At 68.7% G+C, this 21423-nt stretch carries 13 protein-coding genes; 11 read left to right on the forward strand and 2 right to left on the reverse strand.

Annotated elements, in window-relative coordinates; translation table 11 throughout:
* Positions 1–48 precede the first annotated feature (48 nt).
* The 8 genes from BKN51_RS26845 to BKN51_RS26880 all read left to right on the forward strand — a co-directional run bounded on the left by BKN51_RS26845 (position 49) and on the right by BKN51_RS26880 (position 12489).
* Positions 49–1197 carry an LLM class flavin-dependent oxidoreductase gene (locus BKN51_RS26845; RefSeq protein WP_101610279.1) on the forward strand — a complete coding sequence of 383 codons (1149 nt, stop codon included), beginning with the start codon at positions 49–51 and terminating at the stop codon, positions 1195–1197.
* Positions 1194–2423 carry a cytochrome P450 gene (locus tag BKN51_RS26850; protein ID WP_101610280.1) on the forward strand — a complete coding sequence of 410 codons (1230 nt, stop codon included), beginning with the start codon at positions 1194–1196 and terminating at the stop codon, positions 2421–2423. Before BKN51_RS26845 ends, BKN51_RS26850 begins: the two co-directional genes overlap by 4 nt.
* Entirely contained in the window at positions 2416–4389 is a 1974-nt protein-coding gene (locus tag BKN51_RS26855; RefSeq protein ID WP_101610281.1) for an amino acid adenylation domain-containing protein, read from the forward strand. The genes BKN51_RS26850 and BKN51_RS26855 overlap by 8 nt, the downstream gene beginning before the upstream one ends.
* A gap of 11 nt (positions 4390–4400) precedes the next feature.
* Positions 4401–9242 carry a non-ribosomal peptide synthetase gene (locus tag BKN51_RS26860; RefSeq protein WP_158255734.1) on the forward strand — a complete coding sequence of 1614 codons (4842 nt, stop codon included), beginning with the start codon at positions 4401–4403 and terminating at the stop codon, positions 9240–9242.
* On the forward strand, positions 9239–10213 hold the full coding sequence (locus BKN51_RS26865) for a thiamine pyrophosphate-dependent dehydrogenase E1 component subunit alpha (protein WP_101610283.1): 975 nt from the start codon (positions 9239–9241) through the stop codon (positions 10211–10213). The genes BKN51_RS26860 and BKN51_RS26865 overlap by 4 nt, the downstream gene beginning before the upstream one ends.
* On the forward strand, positions 10210–11193 hold the full coding sequence (locus BKN51_RS26870) for an alpha-ketoacid dehydrogenase subunit beta (RefSeq protein WP_199192901.1): 984 nt from the start codon (positions 10210–10212) through the stop codon (positions 11191–11193). Before BKN51_RS26865 ends, BKN51_RS26870 begins: the two co-directional genes overlap by 4 nt.
* 7 nt (positions 11194–11200) lie before the next feature.
* A complete protein-coding gene (locus tag BKN51_RS26875; RefSeq protein ID WP_101610284.1) occupies positions 11201–11788 on the forward strand; it encodes a TIGR03086 family metal-binding protein in 588 nt (195 codons plus the stop codon).
* A gap of 119 nt (positions 11789–11907) precedes the next feature.
* Positions 11908–12489: a (d)CMP kinase gene (locus BKN51_RS26880; protein ID WP_101610285.1), complete on the forward strand. Its 582-nt coding sequence runs from the start codon at positions 11908–11910 to the stop codon at positions 12487–12489.
* Here the strand turns inward: BKN51_RS26880 and BKN51_RS26885 are convergent.
* Positions 12486–12977 (reverse strand): GNAT family N-acetyltransferase, encoded by a 492-nt coding sequence (locus BKN51_RS26885; RefSeq protein WP_101610286.1) that lies wholly within the window; start codon positions 12975–12977, stop codon positions 12486–12488. The genes BKN51_RS26880 and BKN51_RS26885 overlap by 4 nt on opposite strands.
* A gap of 236 nt (positions 12978–13213) precedes the next feature.
* On the opposite strand from BKN51_RS26885, the gene BKN51_RS26890 reads away from it, so the two are divergent.
* From BKN51_RS26890 to BKN51_RS43295, 3 genes are read left to right on the forward strand one after another with little or no spacing between them, the layout of a single operon-like run.
* The gene (locus BKN51_RS26890; RefSeq protein ID WP_233222980.1) at positions 13214–13759 is read left to right on the forward strand and encodes a YbaB/EbfC family nucleoid-associated protein; all 546 of its coding nucleotides are present in this window, start codon (positions 13214–13216) and stop codon (positions 13757–13759) included.
* Positions 13756–14070 carry a hypothetical protein gene (locus BKN51_RS26895; protein ID WP_101610287.1) on the forward strand — a complete coding sequence of 105 codons (315 nt, stop codon included), beginning with the start codon at positions 13756–13758 and terminating at the stop codon, positions 14068–14070. The genes BKN51_RS26890 and BKN51_RS26895 overlap by 4 nt, the downstream gene beginning before the upstream one ends.
* A complete protein-coding gene (locus BKN51_RS43295) occupies positions 14067–16667 on the forward strand; it encodes a WXG100 family type VII secretion target (RefSeq protein WP_158255733.1) in 2601 nt (866 codons plus the stop codon). Before BKN51_RS26895 ends, BKN51_RS43295 begins: the two co-directional genes overlap by 4 nt.
* A 73-nt stretch (positions 16668–16740) precedes the next feature.
* Here BKN51_RS43295 and BKN51_RS26915 read toward each other — a convergent pair whose 3' ends face one another.
* A complete protein-coding gene (locus BKN51_RS26915) occupies positions 16741–21306 on the reverse strand; it encodes a DUF7927 domain-containing protein (protein WP_233222979.1) in 4566 nt (1521 codons plus the stop codon).
* Between the last annotated feature and the right edge of the window lie 117 nt (positions 21307–21423).

The raw sequence follows: 21423 nt of genomic DNA on the forward strand, positions 1-21423 counted from the left end.
CGCCGATCACGATCGCCCCCGGACAAAGAATCAAGAGGTTTTCGGATCATGAATTCCAAGGCGTTCGGCTGCTTCCTGCCGCCCTTTCACGACCCTTCGGTCAGCCCGCACGCGTCGCTGCACCGTGACATCGAACTGAGCGTATTGGCCGACGACCTGGGTTTCGACGAGATCTGGCTCGGCGAGCACCACTCCAGCGGCTGGAGCACGCTCAGCTCGCCGGAAATGCTGATGGCGGCACTGGCCAGGGAAACCCGCCGCATCCGCTTCGCCACCGGCGTGATCCCGCTGCCCTATCACCACCCCCTGCACGTCGCGGAACGGATCGCGCTGCTCGACCACCTCACCGCGGGCCGGGCGATCCTGGGCGTCGGGACCGGGACCTACGTGCACGACATGGAAATGATCGGGGTGGACCCGGCCACGGTCCGCGATCATTTCCGGGCGGCGCTGGAGACGGTTCAGGCGCTCCTGAACGGCGAGACGGTCAACACCACGACACCGTGGTTCACCGTCAAGAAGGCCGTCCTGCAGCTCCAGCCGTTGCGGGGCCCCGGAGCCATCGAGACCGTCGTCGCGTCTTCGCTGAGCCCCGCCGGCATCGAGCTCCTGACGGACACCGCCACGACCCCGACCGTCCACGTGGCACCGCCGTGGGGCTCCATCCGGCCGGGCATGGATCCGGATCCGGTCGGCGCGCTGATCGAGCGGATCGACTCCTACCGGAACAAGTCCGCGGGCGGGACCCGGATCCGGTGCAACGTCTTCGTGCACATCGCCGACTCCCCCGCCGAGGGCGTCGAGGAACTCCTGGAAGGGTTTTCCGCGCTGCGGCGCGGTCTGTACCGGAACACCCTCGGCATGCCGATCCCGGATTCCCCGGTGGCCCATCGCAAGACGCTGCAGAACCTCGTCGACACGGGCGGGTTCATCGTCGGCGACACCGCGACCTGCGTCAGCCGGATCCGCGATCTGCTGGACCGCGTCGGCGACCCGGTCTCGTTGAACTTCTTCGTTCCCCGGTGGGTCTCGCACAAGGCGACTCTCGAGCAGCTGACGGGTCTCGCGCACGAGGTCGTGCCCGCGCTGGCGGGCGGATACGCCGGGACCACGGAGTCCATCAGGCTCACCTCGGAAGAGGCTGGCCGCCAGCTGAAGTCCCGGACCGAGCTGGTCGGCAACGGAGGCGACAAATGAGCACCACGAAGGTGAGTCTGGACTTCGGTTCGGACGAATTCCTCGCCGATCCGTGGCAGATCTACAAGGAACTCCGGCGGTCGGAACCCGTTCACTGGTCGTCGGCCTTCAACGCCTTCCTGATCACCCGGTTCGACGACGTCCAGGAATTGCTGTCGGACCGCCAGGTCGGCAGCGGGTTCCCGATGCGCAGCAGCCGCCGGTTGTTCGGCCGGACACTGCTGGACACCGACGGGCCGCGTCACCGCGATCTGCGCAAGCTGTTCATGCCGCTGTTCGCCGGTGGATCGGTGAAACGGCTGCGCACCGAGATCCTCGTTCCCGCGGTGGACCAGGTCCTCGACTCGATCGAGGCCGAAATGGGCTCCCGGGACGAGATCGACGTCGAGTTCATGGAGCGGGTCGCGGTCGGGGTGCCCTACGCGATGGTCACCCGGCTGTTCGGCCTGCCGCCGGAGGACGCGGCCTGGCTGCGCCCCCGGGTCCTTCCGCTGGCGGGCGCGATCGAGTTCCCGGCGACCTCGCTGGACTCGGCGCTCACGGCCAAGGCGGAGCTGATCGAGTACCTGAAGGACAAGATCGCCGCTCGCGAGGACGGCGCCCGGATGCCGTTCCTCGACCTGGTCTTCCCGCCGGGTGAACCGGTCGACGAGTCCATGCTGGGCACGGCGACGCTGTTCCTGCTGGCCGGAACCGAGACGAGCGTCGCCACCATCGGCAAGATCATGTACGCCGTCCTGGCGCACGACGTCGAGCTTTCGGCGCTGGCGGATCAGGAATACCGGACCCAGGTGGTGCGCGAGACCCTGCGGTGGGAGCCGCCGAGTCACACCATCCTCCGGTACGCGACCACCGACCTGACGCTGCACGGGGTGGACATTCCGCGCCGGTCCGCGCTCCTGCTCTCCCTGGGCAGCGCCAGCCGCGACGAGAACACGTTCGAGGATCCCGACACCTGGCGCCCGGAACGCACCGACCAACGGCTGCTGGCGTTCTCGGCCGGTCCGCACACGTGCCTGGGCATCCAGCTGGCCCTGGCGGAGTTCGACACGCTGTTCGAGCGGTTGTCGCTCCGGTTCGGCGGCGTCCGGCTCGGCGGCTCGCTCGACGGCATCCGGAAGGGTTTCTGGCGGCTCCGCGAGCGGGGTCACATCTTCCGGCGGCCCGACCACCTCCACGTCCGGTTGGAGCGCCTGAACGCGGGGAGCAGCAAGGCCGATGCCTGAGGCGCGCCCCGTTCCCTACGAGCTGACGGCCGGGCTCGCGGCCGGATCCGCCGCGGACGACCGCGCGGCACTGGTGGTGGCCGCGTTCGCGGTCACCCTGTGCCGGTGGACGGCCGCGAGCGAGGCCGCGATCTCGGTCGCCGGGAAGGTGATCCGGCTCCGGATCGACGACGACGCGCTCGTCGGCGACTTCCTGCGCTCGGTCCGGACGGCCGGAGACGGCGGAGACGGCTCCGCGGACCTCGAAATCGTGTCCGCGGACGCCGACCTGCGTTCCGGGGAGATCCGCTTCGTCACCGAGGTGCCGGACGCCGCGCACGGCTTCGCGGCCGACGTCGCCACCGCGGTGACCGAGCTGGCCTCGCTCGACGGCCGTCTTCAGGACGTGCGCTGCATCGCGCCGGAACGCCGCCGGATCCTCGACGCGCTGGCCGGCGCCGACAGCCCGCCGTCCGGTATCGAATCCCTGTTCCTGGAACAGGTCCGGCTCCGGCCACGGGAGATCGCGGTCCGGGACGCGAACGTCGAGCTGACCTACGAACAGCTCGCGCTCGCCGCCGGGCGGTACGCCGAGGTCCTGGAGGACGCGGGGGTCCGGGCCGGTGACACGGTGCTCATCGCGGCCCGGCGGTCGGCGGGCGAGATCGTGGCGTTGCTCGCGATCATCCGTCTCGGCGCCGCGTACGCGGGATTCGACGACGACGCGCCGGACGCCCGGTTGGCGAGGATCGTCGGCAAGCTGGCACCCGCGGTCGCGGTGGTCGACACCGCCACCGCGGATCATCCCGTCCTGCGCGGGCTCGTCCGCGTCGATTCCTGGGTTCCCGGGCAGCATCCGGATCCAGGGTCACCGAGCCGGGCACCCGGCTCCGAGGACCCGGGCCGCACGGCGTACATCGCGTTCACGTCCGGTTCCACCGGCGAACCGAAGGGCGTCGTCGTCCCGCATCGCGCGGTCGCGCGGCTCGCGCGGACACCGGAACTCCGAACGCGCCCCGGCGACCGTGTGCTGCGCATGGCGCCGCTGGCCTTCGACGCGTCGACGTACGAGATCTGGGTGACCTTGCTCAACGGCGCGACGCTGGAGGTCTTCCCCGGGAGGCTTCCGGCGGTCCGGAAGCTCGAAAAGTTCTTCATCGAACGGGAAGTCTCGGTCGCCTGGCTGACCGCCAGCCTGTTCCGGCTGGTGGTCAAGTCCCGGCCGCAGGCACTCGCCGGGCTCCGCTGGCTCTTGAGCGGCGGCGAGGTCGTCCCGCACGACGCCGTGACACAGCTGCTCGAGTCCTATCCCGGGCTGGTGATCACGAACGGCTACGGCCCCACCGAGAACACCACGTTCACGACCACGCACACCGTGCGGTCCGGCGCGGAGGTCACCGGGCCGCTTCCCATCGGCAGGCCGATCGCCGGCACCAAGGTCTTCGTCCTCGACCGGAACGCCCGTCTCGTCCCGCCCGGCGGGATCGGCGAACTGTACGCGGCCGGAGCGGGAATGGCCGACGGCTATCTCGGCGACGAGACCGAAACGGGAAAACGGTTCGGCCACTTCTCGCCGGACGCCGGCGAACGCCTGTACCGCACGGGGGATCTGGTCCGGCTCGATCCGGACGGCAACGTGCTCTTCCTCGGCCGCGCGGACAAGCAGATCAAACTCGACGGGCATCGCATCGAAACCGAGGAGATCGGCACCGTCCTCGCCGGTCACCCCGGGATCCGCGACGCCGTGATCGTCGTCTCGCGGCAACCGAACCAAAGTCTCCAGCTCGTGGCGGCCATCGTCGTGCACCCCGGTGCCGAGGCGGATCCGCGATCGTTGCGCGAGTTCCTGTCGCGTCAGCTGCCGAGCTACGCGTTACCCGCCCGCTGGGTCCAGGTCGACGAGATTCCCTTGACCCGCAACGGGAAAGTCGACGAAAAGATGCTGATCGAAGCCGCGGCCCCGCCGGTACCCGCGAGCGTCGGATGAAGGAGAAGTCGATGAGGTTGTCGCTCGGGCAGGAGCGTCTGTGGCTGGTGCAGCAGCTCGATCGGACCAGCGCCGCGTACAACATCCCGATCGTCCTGCGGTTCCACGACGGCGTCGATTTCGAGGCACTCGAACGGGCGCTCGGCGCGCTCGTCGAACGGCACCCGGTGCTCCGCTGGAAGTTCGTCGTGGACGGATCGGGGACGCCCGTCGCGGTCTCCGTACCGGACTTCCGCATCCCGGTGACGCGGCGGACCGCCGGCCCCGGTGAGAACGCCTGGCAGCAGCACACCGCCGAACTGGTCAGCGAACCGTTCGATCTCGCGGCGGCGCCGCCCGTGCGCGCGATGGTCGTCGAGTGCGCCGACGGATCGGCCGTGCTGTGCGTGGTGAACCACCACATGATCACCGACGGCCGGTCCATCCAGATCGTGACCGAGGATCTCGTCACGCTCTACCGTTCGGAGACCCCCGCGCCGCTCGACGTGACCTACGAAGAGTTCGTCGCGGCGCAGCGTTCCGGCCGCGACAACGAATCCGCGGCGGAACACCTCGGCTACTGGTGCCGGGAACTCGCCGGATTCGAACCGCTGCGACTGCCGACGGACCGCCCGCGAACGGGCAATCCCGGCTTCGCGGGCGACCACGTCGATTTCGAACTGCCCGCCGAGCTCACGAAGACCTTCAGCGCCTTCGCCCTGCGGAACCGGTGCGCGCTCTCCAGCGCCGTGGCCGCGGTGTTCCAAGCCCTGCTGTCCCTCCATTCAGGACAGCAGGACGTCACGATCGGAACGGTGCTGGCCGGCCGCGACGACCGCCGGTTCGCCGACGTCCTCGGCTTCTTCGTGAACACCGTGGTGCTCCGCGCCCACATCACCCCGTCGATGTCGTTCCGTGAACTGCTCAAGGTGACGCGCACCAAGATGGTCGAGGCGTACGCCCATCAGCAGGCGCCGTTCGACCAGGTCGTCGCCGAGGTCCGGCCCGAACGCGACGCGGGCCGCAACGCGATCTTCGACGTCGTGGTCGTGCACAACGGGGAGCTCCCCACGCCCGGCGAAGGCGAGATCTCCCCCGTGCCGTGGGCGGGCGTGGCGACCCGGTTCGACCTGGAACTGGTCACCCACGTGCAGGACGGCAAGCTGCACGGCTCACTGGTGTTCCGCACCAGTCTTTTCGACCGCTCCACCGCCACGCGGATCGTCGGCAGGCTCGTCCGGCTCGTCGAACACGCGATGCGGAGCCCCGACGAGCCGATCTTCGAGGCCCTGCAGGGGCAGCTCGACTACTGGCGGGACGAACTCGCCGACGTGCCCGAGGCGCTGGAACTGCCGACGGATCGCGCGCGTCCACCGGTGGCGTCCTACCGCGGTGACTCGGTCTCCTTCGACGTGGATTCCGTTGTCGCCGAACAGCTTCGCGAGCTGAGCGGCCGCCACGACGCCACCCTGTTCATGACCCTGCTGGCGACCTTCAAGGTCGTGCTGTCCCGCTACGCACGCACCAATGACGTGACGGTCGGCGTGCCCGCGTCCGGCGAGACCGGCCTCGGGTACGACGCCAAGACGTTGGTGCTGCGCACCGATCTTTCCGGCGACCCCACGTTCCCGGAGCTGCTCGGGCGCGTCCGGGAGACCACGCTCGGCGCCTACGCGAACCCGGACATTCCCTTCGAACGCCTCGTCGAAGAGCTGGCGCCCCGGCGGGACTTCGGCCGCAACCCCCTCACGCAGGTCGCGCTCCGGTTGGTGGACGTGCCGTTGCCGGAGGTCGCGCCCGCCGGCACGGAAGCGGATCCGTTCGACCTCGAACTCCAGGTGTCGGACCGGAACGGTGTGCTGGAGGCGCGGGTCGACTACAACTCCCGCCTGTTCGACCGGGTCACGATCGAGCGGTTCATCGGGCACTTCCGGCAGCTGCTCGCGTCCGTCGGGGAAGGACGGGAGCGGCCGCTGTCCGCCCTGCCGATGATGGACGACGCCGAACTCCGGCGGCTGGCGGAAGACTGGAACGACACCGCCACGGCGTTGCCGGATCCGGCGACGGTGCCCGCGGTGTTCTCCGCACAGGTCCGCCGTCGTCCTGACGCGACAGCCCTCGTCTGCGGCGAAGACTCGCTGACCTACGCCGAACTCGACGTCCGGTCCAACCGGCTCGCGCACCGGTTGCGCGCCTTGGGCGCCGGGCCGGGAACCCTCGTCGGGGTGTGCCTGCCGCGTTCCATCGGGCAGATCAGCGCGTTGCTCGCGGTGCTCAAAACCGGTGCCGCGTACCTGCCGATCGATCCGGAGTACCCCGAGGAACGCCGGCGGCTCCTGCTCACCGACGGTGGGGCCGAACTGGTGATCACCACCGATCTGACCGGTGATCCCACCCTGGAGGACGAATCACCGGCCGCGGTCGAGTCCGGTGTGGAGCCCCGGGACCTGGCGTACGTCATCTACACCTCCGGCTCGACAGGACGTCCCAAGGGCGTCGAAATCGAGCACCGGGCGATCATCCGGCTCGTCACCGGGCTCCCGGAAGGCATCCTCGGCCAGGACGAAGTGGTGCTGCACGCGTCCGCGATCTCGTTCGACGCGGCGACCTTCGAGATCTGGGGCGCCCTCCTCACCGGCGCCACCTGCGTGATCGCAGGCGAGCGGGTGCTCACCGCCCGGCCGCTCGCCGAAGCGATCACCCGGCACCGGATCAGCACGGCCTGGCTGACCTCGTCGTTGTTCAACCACATCGTCGACGAGGACACCTCGGCGCTGACCGGGCTCCGGCAGCTGCTCGTCGGCGGCGAAGCGCTGTCCGTCACCCATGTCCGCCGCGCCGTCGCCGCGCTGCCGGGCACGCGGTTCTTCAACGGCTACGGACCCACCGAATGCACCACGTTCACCACGTGTCACCCGATACCGGCCCCGGTTCCCGCCGACCTCACCGGCATCCCCATCGGCCGCCCGCTCGGCAACACCCGCGTGTACGTCCTCGACGAGCAGGGCAGGCTCGTTCCGACGGGGGTGCCGGGGGAACTCCACGTGGCGGGACCCGGCGTCGCACGAGGCTATCGAGGACAACCGGAACTCACCGACGAGCAGTTCCTCCCCAACGGCCACGACACCACCAGCGAGCGGCTGTACCGGACCGGGGACATCGTCCGCCACAACGCCGACGGCGACATCGAGTACCTCAGGCGCGTCGACGACCAGGTCAAGATCCGCGGCTTCCGTATCGAGCCACGAGAGATCGAAGCGGCCCTTCTGTCCAATGAGGACATCTCACAGGCCGCCGTCGTCGCGCGCGAAGACAGGTCCGGGCAGAAGAGGCTCGTCGCGTATCTCAAGGTCTCGGGCGTTCTCGACGACAACGCACTGCGCACCCGGCTGCGCACTGTGCTGCCGGAGTACATGGTGCCCGCGGCGTTCGTGTCCATGCCCGAGCTCCCGTTGACCCTCAACGGAAAGCTCGACGCGAAGGCACTCCCGGAACCCGACGACGGCCCTCGATCGGACACGCCGTTCGCCCCGCCACGGAACCCGACCGAGGAGACCCTGGCGGCGATCTGGGCCCAGGTTCTCGATCGCGAAGCCGTCGGCAGGGACGAAAGCTTCTTCGACGTCGGCGGGCACTCCCTGAAGGCCGCGCAACTCGCCGTCAAGATCGGGGAGACGCTCCAGATCGACCTGCCGCTGCGGACGTTGTTCGAGCGGCCCACGATCGCGAAACTGGCCGAAGGGATCACCGGCGAGGGGCTGACGACCGGCGCCCGCTCGTTCGATCCGCTGCCGATCCTGCGCGGCATCCTCCCCGACCCGCTGCCGCCCCGCGCGCCCGGCGAGGTTTCGGACATCCTGCTGACCGGGGCCACCGGCTTCGTCGGGGCCTACCTGGTCCGCGAGTTGCTGAAACGGGACGGCGTGCGCGTCCACTGCCTCGTCCGGGCCGCGGACGAGAACGCGGGAAGGCGACGGCTGCGCGAAAATCTCGACCGCTACGGCCTGTCGCACGAGGTCGACCACGAACGGATCAAAGTCGTCCCCGGTGATCTCGCGGCGCCCGGGCTCGGGCTCACCGACGCGACCTTCGAGCGGCTCGCGGGCGAAATCGACCTGATCTGCCACAACGGCGCCTGGGTCGACGCGCTCTCCAGCTACGAACAGCTCGAAGGAGCCAACGTCGGCGGCACCCGCGAGCTGATCCGGCTGGCGGCCACCACGCGGCTCAAGCAGGTGCAGTTCGTGTCGACCATTTCCGCCGGCGCCGAAACCGGCGCCCGCAGCGGGTACGCGGAGACCAAGTCGCACGCCGAACAGCTGATCTCCGCCGCGTACGAACGCGGGATCCCGGCGGCGACCTACCGGCTGCCCCGGATCGTCGGGGATTCGCGGACCGGGCAGGGAAACTCCCGGGACATCATGCTGCGGGTGCTGCGGGTCATCCTCGAACTCGGCGCCGCGCCGGACACCGAGCTGGAGGAACCCTGGATCGCGGTGGACGAGACGGCCGGGCAGCTCGCCCGGCTCGGCGCGGAGCGATCGCGGGACGGCAGCCGATTCGTGCTCGACAGCCGCCGTCCGATGCGTCTCACGCACCTGCTGGATCTCCTGCGCGGCGACGGCACGGCGATCGGCACCCTGCCGTTGTCCGATTGGCTCGCCAAGCTCGAAGCGCATTCCTCGGAGGAACACGCCATTCTGAGGCTGATCTTCGAGTCCTCTTTCGACTCCACAAAGGACAGTCGCCCGAACGACGAGTTCACCCCGATCGTCGTACCGAACCCCGACGACGGCGCGCTGCTTCGTTACGTCGACAGGATGCTCGTCCGGCCCCGTCCCACCGTCGACCACGAAGGGCTGTTGCAAAAATGACCCGTGAACACCAGATGGCCCTGTACCGGTCCATGAAACTGATCCGAGAGTTCGAAGAGCGCTGCCTGGCGATGGCGATCGACGGCGAGATCGACGGCGGTATCCACCCGTACATCGGGCAGGAAGCCGTCGCCGTGGGCGTCTGTTCGAACCTGACGGACGAGGACTACATCACCAGCACCCACCGGGGACACGGGCACGTGCTGGCGAAGGGCGCGGACCCCCGCCGCCTGCTCGCCGAGCTCCTCGGCACCCTCGAAGGCTTCAACAAGGGCCGCGGTGGATCGATGCACGCCGCGGACATGAAGCTGGGCATCCTGGGCGCCAACGGAATCGTCGGCGCCGGCGGAGCGATCGCCTCCGGCGCGGCGTGGGCGGCCAAGGCACGCGGGAACTCGCAGGTCGTCGTCAGCTTCTTCGGCGATGGCGCGATGAGCCAGGGTGTCCTGCTGGAAGCGTTCAACCTCGCCTCGATCTGGTCTCTGCCGGTGTTGTTCGTCTGCGAGAACAACATGTACGCGACGAGCCTGAAACTCGAATCGGGGCTCGCGGGCAACGCGGCCCGCCGCGCCGAAGGATTCGGGATGGTCGCGCGCACCGTCGACGGCATGGACGTCGAGGCGGTGGCTACCGCGACCGAGGAACTGATCGAGCACTGCCGCACCGGTCAAGGGCCCGCTTTCCTGGAATGCGCGACCTACCGGTTCTTCGGACATCACTCCGTACTCGAACTGCTGGGTGTCGAGTTCCGCGATCGCGACGAAGTGGCCCAGTGGCGCGAGCGGGATCCGATTCCCTTGCTGGGCGGAAAACTGGGCGACGACGTCGTCGCCGAAATCGACGAAGCCATCAAGAACCAGATCGACGACGCGGTCGAGTTCGCGAAGAACGCGCCGTCGCCCGACCCGAAGGACGCGCTGATGTACCTGTACGCGGGATCCACCGCCGTCCGGCCGGGGGTGATCCTGTGAGCGAGCTGCCCTCACCGGAGAACTTCGGTTACATGCACGCGATGAATCTCGCCCTGCACGCCGAAATGGCGGCGGACGAGGACGTCTTCCTGCTCGGGGAAGACGTGGGCGTCGGCGCGAGCGGGGTCACTTCGGGGCTGCTGCCCAGGTTCGGCCCGGAACGAGTGCTGGACACCCCGTTGTCGGAACAGGCTTTCACCAGCTTCGGGACCGGCGCGGCGATGCTCGGGAAGAAGCCGGTGATCGAGTTCCAGATCTCCTCGCTGATCTACCTGGTCTTCGAGCAGATCGTGAACCAGGCGCACAAGTTCTCGCTGATGACCGGCGGGCAGGTGCAGATCCCGGTCACCTATCTCGTGTCGGGGTCGGGTTCGAGGTTCGGCTGGGCGGGCCAGCATTCGGACAACCCGTACAGCCTGCTCGCGCACGCGGGGATCAAGACGGTGGTCCCCGGACTGCCGTCGGACGCCTACGGGCTGCTGCGGTCGGCGATCCAGGACCCCGACCCGGTGGCGGTGTTCGCTCCTTCTCCGCTGCTGGGGGCGACGGATCCGGCCTACGGGGGCGAAGACGAGATCGTGCCGCTGGGCGAGGCGAACGTCGTCCGCGAGGGCGGCGACCTGACGATCGTCGCGGTGGGACAGCACGTCGGCACGGCGATCGAGGTCGCCGAGAGCCTCAGCCACCGGGTGGACATCGAGATCGTCGACCCGCGGACGGTGTACCCCTTCGACTGGGACTGCCTGCGCAAGTCGGTCAACAAGACCGGGCGCCTCGTCGTGATCGACGATTCGAACCGGATGTGCGGGCTGGGCGCGGAGATCGTCGCGACGGCGGCCGAGGAATTCGATCTGGTGGCGCCGCCGAGGCGGGTCTGCAGGCCGGACGGCACGGTCATCCCGTACGCCCTCGCGCTCGACAAGGCCTTGATACCGGGTGCCGAACAGCTGACGGACGCCGTCAACGCGACGCTGAAGTAAGGAACCCATGGAAACCGACGAGACCTTGGACCGCTACCGGCGGACACAAGACGCCTTCGAGGCCGTGCTCGCCGCCGTGTCACCGGAGCGATGGAACTCGGCGTCGGCGTGCGAACACTGGACGGTGCGTGACGTGGCGGGTCACGTCATCTGGGGCCTGGAAGTCCTGCGCCACCACCTGGCGGGCGAGGAATACGCGCCCCACAACGGCCCGGCGGGCTCCGAGAAACCCGGCGAACTGGCGGGGGAAGACCCGCTGGCCGGGTGGCGCGAGACCCGCGAGGCAACGGCCGCCCTCTTCACCGGCGATGTCCTCACCCGGCCCGCCCCGGCGTGGTACGTGGCCAACCGTCCCGGCGTGACGGTCACGGACTACCTGGCGTTGCTGACCTTCGACACCCTGGTCCACACCTGGGACGTCGGCTCGGCGCTCGGCGTCAAGGTGACCATGGAGGCCGACATCGTCGCACCGTCGTTCTCCCTCGCCCGGTTGATCATCAGCCGCACGCCGGACACCTTCGGCCCCAAGGTGAAACCGGCGCCGGGTGCCGACCAGCAGACCCGGTTCCTGGCCTTCCTCGGTCGATCGGCCTGAGGGGACCTTCGGTACAGGTGGTCGTGAGTGGCGTACGTGGCTGGCGATGCCACTGGGGCTAAAGGTGCTGCTCGAGACAGCCGCCGAAAATCGGTAGGACGGCTTCTTACGCTAGTGGCATGGAGATCATCGGGCCGGACGACGCCCTTCCCGTGCGGCGGATCCGGCGGGCCGCGGTGGCGGGTCCCGCCGGATCCGGGAAGTCGACACTGGCGCGGACCCTGTGCGAGCGCATGGGATTGCCGTATGTCGAGTTCGAGTCCTTTTTCCACGGACCGAATTGGACAGTGCGGGAGACCTGGCAGGCAGACGTCCTGAAGTTCCTCGACGGCGATGAGTGGGCCATCGAGTGGCAGGGCGAGGAGGTCCGGGAGCGGATGACCGAACGGCTGGACGTACTGGTCTGGCTCGATCATCCGCGGGTGATGACCATCGGCCGCACCATCGTCCGGACACTGAAGCGCAAGGTCGGGCGCGGCTCGAAGATCGCGGGCGGCAACGTCGAGGGGCCGCTGCACACGTTCTTCACCGACCCGGACCACATCGTCAAGCTCGCCTGGCGCTACCACCCGATGATCCGGGCCCGCGTGCACAAGGTCATCGAGGAGAACCGGTATCCGGGCCTCGTCATCGTCCGCCTGCGCGGCCAGCGCCAGGTCGACCGCTGGCTCGACGGGGCCTTCGCCCGGAACCTCCGCTAGCGAAGACTCCGGACGCGCCACACCACACCGAGCCCGGGGTCCCCTGTGGAACTCGGCTCGATCCCATCCATGGTGAAACCCTCGCGCTCGTAGAACGCGCCGGCGCGCTCGTTGGCCACGAAATGCTCGATGTACAGCCGCTCGGCGTCCACGGGCAACTGTCCGATGAGGGCATCGAGCAGCCGAAGGCCCAGCCCTCCGCCACGATGACGAGGATGCACGTAGAGCTTGTAGATCACGTGGTCGTCGCCGTTGAGGCCACGTTGTCCGACGCCTGTCAAGTGCCCGCCATCGTCCGCGACCACCACCGAACCACGAGCGACGGCCCCGGCGATGTTCGTTTCATGCCACCACATCCGGACCTGTTTGGCGGCGGCTTCCTCACCGATCAACGGTGCGTAGTGGGCTCGGACGTGCTCCTCCCCGAAGCGGCAGATGGCCATGACGTCGTCTCGTTGGACGTTCCGCACGGCCGGTCTGGTTCCCATCGCACTGCCTTTCCACCGCATCGTGGCCTGATTCGTCACCCCGACCGGACCTTTCGGGCACTCCTCGGTCGCCGGGGTTGTCCGAACCCCTACCTGGTGGTAACGATACGTTCAGGATCATGGCATGGCCGCCTTTTCATCGGACTTGGCTCGATGCCAGCGGGGGAACGGCTTCACCTTGGTGATCGCGTGAGGCGGCGTGCATACAACGAATCAGCCGTTACAGGGAGCAAGGTGTGGAGCCGGATCTGAAGCCAGGCGAGGACCTGCAGTACTACCTCGAACGACAAGCTCGCGAAATGCAGGAAAAGGCGACCCGGCTGGAAGAAGCCTTCGCCAGCGCGGGCGCCACGGTGACTTCGCCCGATGGCTCCGTCACGGTGACACTGGCACCGAACGGCGCGCTGGCCAACATCCAGCTCGGCCGGCGGGCGTGCGCGCTGGGCGAGGCCCGGCTGACGGCGACGATCATGACGACCGTGCGCGAGGCACAGAGCCGGACCGCGCGCGCCGTGACGAGCTCGGTGGAGGCGATCGTCGGCGACGGTGAAGCCGTCGAGATGATGAAGAGCTTCCTGCCGCCGGAACCGGCTGTCGACGCCTACATCGACCAGGTGAACAAGTTCGCCGACACACCCGAGCCGGAACAAGCTCCCCCGCCGCCGCGGCCCTTCACACCGCCGCCACCCCCATCGCAGCCGCCGCCGCCGAGGCAGGCACCCCCACCACGACGTCGTCCCGCCCGTGACGACATGGACGAGGACGAAGGGAACCCCTGGTGAGCGGCGGACAAGACATCCCGGCTGCCGAAGCTTTCGACACCTACGGCAAGAACCTGGCATCGCACGCGGACGAGGTTCGCCAGACCGGGGACCTCGTCGGCCACATGGTCGCCGATCCGGGTCTGTACGGGATCCTCATGGGGCAGATCATCGGCGCGGCCGCTTCCGCCTACTGCGCCGAGACGCGGGACGCCTTCAACAAGTACGGCGAGTCTCTCCAGAAGCACAAGGAGAAACTCGACAAGGCTTACAAGGAATACCAAGCCAACGAGGACCACGCGAAAGAGCAGATCTCGAAGGTCGAAAAATGAGCGGCGCGGACACCGGAAAACTCGGTGACAAGAACAAATACGAAGACAATGTCAATTACAAGCCCAACGATTTCTGGCACAATCCGAAAGACCTGATCACTTCCGATGACACCCGTACCAACGGCGCGGGAATCATCAACACGATCGACCAGCTGCAATTCGCCGTCAAGGACAACGACAAGGTGATGCAGGGGATCGCGGGCGCGGGCCTCGTGCTCGAGACCCTCGGCCTGGTGATCGACCCGCTCGGCAGTGTCCTCGCCGCGGGGATCGGCTGGCTCATCGAGCACATCACCCCGTTCCGGATTCCGCTCGACATGCTCCTTGGCGACCCCGAGGGCATTTCGACGGCGGCCGCCGCCCTCGGCAAGGAAAAGGACAAGATCGAGGGGCTGGCCCAGACCCTTAAGGACGAAGTCGGCAAACTCGTCGACTCCTGGAAGGGCAACGCCGCGGACGCCTTCAAAAAGGCCACCGAGGACCTCGCCGCGGGCGTGGACGCGCTGGGCACGTCCCTTGAGTCCGCGAAGAAGACCGTGTCGATCTGCGGTGCCGTCATCGGCGCCGTCCGAGGGATCATCCGCGACCTCGTCTCCGGCGTGCTCGGCGGCATCCTCGCGGGCGCGATCGCCGCGGTCGCGGCCATGCCGTTCACGTTCGGCACCTCGATCGGCATCTTCCTCGGCACCGTCTTCGCGACGGTCGCCGTGGCGCTGTCCAAGATCGGTATCCAGATCACGAAGCTGACCAAGGCCATCACGTCGGCGGCGAAGTCGATCAAGAACCTTTCGAAGAGCACCAAGGGTTTGGCCGACGACGCCGCCAGGGCGGTGGACGACGTCGTGCCCACGCCTGGTGGCGGACGGCCGGGCAGCGGTGGTGGTTCCGGTTCGGGCAGCGGCAGCGGCTCGGGCAGCGGTTCCGGCAGTGGCTCTGGCTCTGGCTCTGGCTCTGGCTCTGGCTCTGGCTCTGGCTCTGGCTCTGGCTCTGGCTCTGGAAGCGGAAGCGGTTCGGGCAGCGGCTCCGGTTCGGGATCCGGTAGCGGCTCGGGTAGTGGCTCCGGTTCCGGCAGCAACAGCGCCGACGGCTCCGGCAGCGGCAGCGGTTCTGGCTCCGGTAGCGGCTCGGGCTCCGGCAGCGGTAGCGGCTCCGGATCGGGAAGCAACAGCGCCGACGGCAGCGGCTCGGGCTCCGGATCGGGCAGCGGTTCAGGCTCCGGGACCGACAGCCCCTCGGGCAGCGGTAGCGGCTCGGGCAGCGGTAGCGCCGACGGCTCCGGCTCCGGCAGCGGTGGCGCTGGCGGTCCGTACCGCGACAACGGCGACCCCACCTACAACCCCTGGACAGACCCCAAAGCCGACAACGGCGCAGGCAGCGGCTCGGGCTCCGGTAGCGGCTCCGGCTCGGGCAGTGGCAGCGGCTCGGGCAGCGGTTCCGGCAGCAACAGCGCCGACGGCTCAGGTTCTGGCAGCGGCTCGGGGTCCGGTAGTGGCTCCGGGACCGACAGCGGTGGCACCGGTGGCCCGTACCGCGACAACGGCGACCCCACCTACAACCCCTGGACAGACCCCAAAGCCGACGACGGCGCAGGCAGCGGCTCCGGCAGCGGCAGCGGCTCCGGATCGGGCAGCAACAGCGCCGACGGCTCCGGCAGCGGTTCCGGGTCGGGTAGCGGCTCGGGCAGCGGTTCAGGCTCCGGTACTGACAGCGGTTCCGGGTCCGGTTCGGGCAGCGGTTCGGGCACCGACTCGGGCTCGGGTAGCAGTTCCGGCAGTGGCTCCGGCAGCAACAGCCCGGACGGCTCAGGTTCTGGCTCTGGCTCTGGCTCCGGCAGCAACAGCGCCGATGGCTCAGGTTCCGGCAGCGGCTCGGGATCGGGCAGCGGTAGTGGCTCCGGATCGGGAAGCAACAGCGCCGACGGCTCCGGCAGCGGTTCCGGGTCCAGTAGCGGTTCAGGCTCGGGTACTGACAGCGGCTCTGGCTCGGGCAGTGGTTCCGGCAGCGGCAGTGGCAGTGGCTCGGGCGGCAACAGCGCCGACGGCAGTGGTAGCGGCTCTGGCTCGGGCAGCGGTTCGGGCTCCGGTACCGACAGCGGGTCCGGTTCTGGCTCCGGCGGCAACAGCGCCGACGGCTCCGGTTCGGGCAATGGCTCGGGATCGGGCGGGAGCAATAACGCCGACGGCAACGGCGGCACTGGCGGCACCAACAACGCCGACGGCAACGGCGGAACCGGGGCTCCGGCCAAGGACGACAAGAACTGGTTGTTCAACAGCAAGGAAAAGACTCACGATCTGTTCATGGACGGCGCGCGGAAGTACGCGAACGAGCACCCTGGCACGATCAACCAGAACCAGCTCGATGCCTTCGACAAGAAGATGAATGAGATCCTGAAGGTCATGGACGGGCCGGCGGGGTGGGCCGACAACAAGGAGTTCACCAAGGTCGTCGACGTCATCAAGCACATCACCGATCCGAACCACAACGGTTATGCGCTGATCACGAAGGGCACGATCGACATGATCCGCGGAGCGGTGCTCCCCGGTATGGCCTCCGGAGGAGTCTTCTCCGACGAGTCACGCGGGAACAACGCTCCCTGATCCGAAGAACAACGAACTGAGCCCCGGTGCGGGTGTCCACACAGGACACCCGCACCGGGCTTTTTCAAGCCGATCAGCGGCGAACCCGGCGGCGCGCGAACCACAGCATCCAGGCGCCTGCCAGCATCGCGGCGAAGGCCAGCGCAAGCAGATCACTGGTGTGCGAACCGGTGGAAGCCAACGGGCCGGGCGGGGCGACCGGCGGGGCCGGATCAACAGGCGGATCGACCGGTGGCTCGCCTGGGGTGACCGGTGTTTCGGTCGAGCAGCCGGGTTCGGCCGGGGTGAGGCAGTTCGCGCCGGGGGTGGTGGAGGTGACCGCGTTGCGCAGCTTCCCCGAACCGGCCGTGACCGAGTACGTCACGACGACCTTCTGTCCGACTGCGAGTTTGCCGTGCCAGCGGAGCAGTTTTCCGCTCAGCGCGACCGATCCGCTCGTCGCCTTCGCGTCACCGTTGTACGTCGCTCCACTGAGGACTCCGGCCAGGTCGTCGGTCACGGCGGCGTCGTCATAGATGCCGGTGCCGGTGTTGGTGATCGAGAGCATGTACGTGACCTTGCCGCCCGGCGCGACGTCAGAAACCGGCGACGCCGTCTTGGCGATGACCATCGACAGCACCGGGGTACGGGTGGAACAGGCAGGGTCCGCCTGTTCTGACGGCGGGCAGTTGGTCCCTTCGTCGCCCGTGACGGCGTTGTCCAGGAAGTGGTCTCCGCGCAAGGGTTTCGCCACGGTGACCGAGTAGGTGATGGTCGCCGCGGCGCCGGGCGCGACCGTGCCCGTCCAGGTCAGCTTCGGCGCCTTGTACGCCACGGTGCCCGCCGTGGCCCGCGCGTCGTCGTTGTAGGTCGCGTCGTCGAGGACCTTGGTCAGGTCGTCGGCGAAAGCGGCGCCGGGATACGGCGCCTGACCGATGTTGCGCACGACCACCGTGTACGTGACCTTGCCACCCGGTGCGGCCACCGCCGGGGCGGCCGACTTCGTGATGCGCAACGCGGGGGTGGGCAGTTCGTTGCGGCAGTCGGGGTCTTCGGAGCCCTCTTCGCAGTTGGAGCCCGTGCCGGTGACCACGTTGACCAGGCGTTTGTCGCCCTTGTTGGTCACGACGACGGAATAGGTGACGGTGGCCTTGTCGCCAGGGGCGAGAGAACCGGTCCAGGTCAGGGACGGCTTCACGACGGCGACGGTCACCGTGCCCTTGTCCGCCTTCGCGTCACCGTTGTAGGTGGCGTCGTCCAGCACACCGGTGAGGTCGTCGGTGAACGACGCGGCGGGATCCGTTGCCGCGCCGACGTTTTCGACGGTGACGGTGTAGGTGATCGTGTCGCCGGTCTTGACCTCCTGCGGGGTGGCCGTCTTGCGGATCTTCAGCGACGGCACCGGCGTGACCGTCCCGCAGTCCGGATCCGCCGAACCCGGCGGGCAGTTGCCGTCCGGGGTGCCGGTGACGGCGTTGGAGAGCTTCTTGTCGCCGCCGGGCGGGCTGTTCACGGTGACCGAATAGGTGATGGTCACGGTGGCACCGGAGGCGACATCGCCGGTCCAGGTCACCACCGGGGCCTCGTAGCCGGTGGTGCCGCCGGTCGCCGCGGCGTTGTCGTTGTAGGTCGCGTCGTCGAGGACCCCGGTCAGGTCGTCGGTGATCCGGGCTCCCGGGTAGGCCGCGGTGCCGGTGTTCTGGACGCGCACCGTGTAGGTGACCCGCTCGCCGGGCCGGGGCGTGGCGGGGGCGGCGGTCTTGACGACCCGCAGGGCCGCGACCGGGGTGACGGTGGAGCAGTCCGGGTCCGTCGAGCCGGGCGGGCAGGTCGAGTCTTCGGTGCCGGTCACGGAGTTGCGCAGCGTCCGGTCCCCGGCGGGCGGTTTGTTCACGGTCACCGAATAGGTGATGGTCACCGTGGTGCCCGCCGGAAGGTCCGCCGTCCAGGTCAGCTTCGGCTCCGCGTACGTCACGGTGCCCGCGGTGGCCCGCGCGTCCTGGTTGTAGGTCGCGTCGTCCAGGGCCCCGCTCAGATCGTCGGTGAACCGGGCGCCGCGATAGACGCCGGTTCCGGGATTGCTCGCGGTCACGGTGTAGGTGACGACCTGACCCGGCTTCGCGGTCGCCGGTGCCGCGGTCTTCGCCAGCACCAGGACCCCGATCGGGGTTTCGGTCGCGCAGTCGGGATCCCCTCCGCCGTCCGGGCAGGTGGAGCCGTCCGGTCCGACGACGACGTTGGTCAGCCTGCGGTCCCCGGCGGGCGGTTTGCCGACGGTGACCGAGTAGGTGACCGTGACCGTGCTCCCCGCGGCGACGTCACCGGTCCAGGTGAGTTTCCGGCCCGGCTCGTCGAACGTGGCCGCACCCGAGGTGGCGGAGGCGTCACCGTTGTAGGCGGCGTCGTCGAGGACGCCGGTCAAGTCGTCGGTGAACAAGGCACCCGGGTACGCCGCCGGACCGACGTTGCTGACCTTCACGGTGTAGGTGACCTTGTCGCCGGGCATGGCCGAGGCCGGGCTCGCCGTCTTCTTGATCTCCAGTGCGCCGATCGGGGTCACCGTGCCGCAGGCCGGGTCCGTGCTTCCCGGCGGGCACGACGAGCCGTCCGGACCGGTGACCGCGTTGCGCAACACTTTGTCCCCGCCCGGTGGCGTGCCGACCTTCACCGAATAGGTGATGGTGACGGTCTTCCCGGCGGGGACGTCGCCGGTCCACGTCAACGTCGTGGTCGCGCTGTCGTAGCCAGGTTGCGCCGGGGTGGGCACCCCGTCGGCGGTGGCGGCGGCATCACCGTTGTAGGTGGCGTCGTCGACGACGCCCGACAGATCGTCGGTGAGCGTGACACCGGCTGCGGCCGAACCGTCGAGGGTCCGCGCGGTCAAGGTGTAGGTCACGACGTCGCCGGGTTTGGCCGTGGCCGGAGCGGCCGATTTCGTGATCACGAGTCCGCTGATCGGCTCGTCCGTGCCGCAGTCCGGATCCGTGCCGCCTTCGGGGCAGGTGGAGCCGTCCGGGCCGACGACCGCGTTGGTCAGCCGCTTGTTCCCGCCCGGCGGGTTCGCCACCGTCACCGAATAGGTGATCGTGACGGTGCCGCCCTTCCCGACGGTTCCGGCCCAGCGCAGGGTGCTGTCACCCTCCAGATAGGTCACGATGCCGCCGGTCGCGGTGGCGTCGCCGTTGTACGCCGCGTCGTCGAGCACATCGGACAGATCGTCGACGGCGGTGGCGTCCGTCCAGTCGGCCGTGCCGTCATTGGTGAGCTTGACCGTGTAGGTGACCTTCTGGCCCGGCATGGGCTTCTTCGGCGCGCTGGTCTTGACGATCTTCAACGTCGCCACGGTGACGAGCGCGGCGCAGTCCGGGTCCTTCCCGCCCTCGGCGCAGTTGCTGCCCGGCACGGTCACGACGTTCTCGAGCTTCTTGTCGCCGCCCGGCGGGCTGTTCACGGTGACGGAATAGGTGATCGTCACGGTCGCGCCGGCCGGGATCTCACCGGTCCAGGTCAGGCGCTTTCCCGCGGCGTCGTACTGGGGTTTCGCCAGCTCGGAGCCGCCGGAAAGGGCTTTCGCGTCGTCGTTGTACGCGGCGTCGTCCACCACGCCCGACAGGTCGTCGGTGACGACCGTCCCGGGTGCCGCCGCCGTTCCCTCGTTGGCGACGGTGACGGTGTAGGTGACCTTTTCGCCCGGTTTCGCGTCGGCCTTGTCCGCCTTCTTGGCGACCACGATCCGTTTCGTCAGATCCGGGGCGATCGAGCAGCTGGCCAGGTCGGTGATGGGCCAGGTCCCGCCGGATTCGGAGGTGATCCGGCCGACCTGGTTGGAGTGCGCGTTGCCGCCGGGGACCTGCTGGGACACGCCGGTGCGCGGATCGACCTTGTACAGCGCGCCGCCGTAGTAGCCGAGATAGATCGAGCCGTTCAGGAAGGCCATGCCGTAGTTGTTGAAGCCGTTGGACGAGCCGGGTCCGGTGACCTTCACCGCCTGGGTGGTCTCGCCGGTGTCGGGATCGAACCGGTAGACGTAGCTCTGCCCGCCGTAGACGATCCCGTAGTACACGCCGCCGGAGGAATCGACGAACAGGTCGGGCACGAGCGATCCCCCGGCGAACACGGGGTCGTTCGCCGGAACGGGCTTCAGCGTGGATCCCCGGGAGAAGGTCTTCGTCTCGCCGCCGGCGAGATCCATCGCGAACAGCACCGGCGCCCCGCCGTTCTGCGCGCCGTAAAGCATCCCGGTGGCGGGATCGGCGCCGAGCCCGCCCCAGTTGACCCCGGCGGGAAGCTTGCGGGGCGCTCCCCCGGCGATCTCGTCGGTGACCGTGTTCGTTCCCGACACATGCTTGTAGAGCGTGAGATTCCCGGTGGTGTAGCTGGAGTAGAACGCCGCCACCCGGCCGGTGTCCGGATCCTTGCCCAGCGCCATGTTCGTCGACCAGTAGTCCGGCGGGGCCGCGCCCGCCCGCTTGCTGATCACCGTGTTCTGGATCTCCGCGTCGCCCGAGGCGCCGGTGCGGAACTGCATACCGGACCGGAAGTTGCTGTAGTACAGGTGATCGCAGTCGAACGTCGACGGATCGTTCTCGCCCTGCACCGGCCACGTCGCCGCCTGCGCCGCCCCTGTCGGGACCAGCGCGCCGAAGAGGAGGGCCGCCACTGCGCCGAACGACAAAACCCGTCGTGACAACGGTTTCAGTACACGGCGCCGGCACTGTGCGACGACCACGAAGAGCCTCCCGGTGACGAGCGAACTCAGCCCGACGCTACAAGCCGC

Source organism: Amycolatopsis sp. BJA-103, from assembly GCF_002849735.1.
In the GTDB taxonomy this organism is placed as follows: Bacteria; Actinomycetota; Actinomycetes; order Mycobacteriales; family Pseudonocardiaceae; genus Amycolatopsis.

Excerpts from the sequence above, each read along its gene's own strand:
- BKN51_RS43295 (WP_158255733.1), top strand. The coding sequence starts at position 14,067 with ATGAGCGGCGCGGACACCGGAAAACTCGGTGACAAGAACAAATACGAA.
- BKN51_RS26855 (WP_101610281.1), top strand. The coding sequence starts at position 2,416 with ATGCCTGAGGCGCGCCCCGTTCCCTACGAGCTGACGGCCGGGCTCGCG.
- BKN51_RS26865 (WP_101610283.1), top strand. The coding sequence starts at position 9,239 with ATGACCCGTGAACACCAGATGGCCCTGTACCGGTCCATGAAACTGATC.
- BKN51_RS26860 (WP_158255734.1), top strand. The coding sequence starts at position 4,401 with ATGAGGTTGTCGCTCGGGCAGGAGCGTCTGTGGCTGGTGCAGCAGCTC.
- BKN51_RS26885 (WP_101610286.1), bottom strand. The coding sequence starts at position 12,977 with ATGGGAACCAGACCGGCCGTGCGGAACGTCCAACGAGACGACGTCATG.
- BKN51_RS26845 (WP_101610279.1), top strand. The coding sequence starts at position 49 with ATGAATTCCAAGGCGTTCGGCTGCTTCCTGCCGCCCTTTCACGACCCT.
- BKN51_RS26875 (WP_101610284.1), top strand. The coding sequence starts at position 11,201 with ATGGAAACCGACGAGACCTTGGACCGCTACCGGCGGACACAAGACGCC.
- BKN51_RS26880 (WP_101610285.1), top strand. The coding sequence starts at position 11,908 with ATGGAGATCATCGGGCCGGACGACGCCCTTCCCGTGCGGCGGATCCGG.
- BKN51_RS26850 (WP_101610280.1), top strand. The coding sequence starts at position 1,194 with ATGAGCACCACGAAGGTGAGTCTGGACTTCGGTTCGGACGAATTCCTC.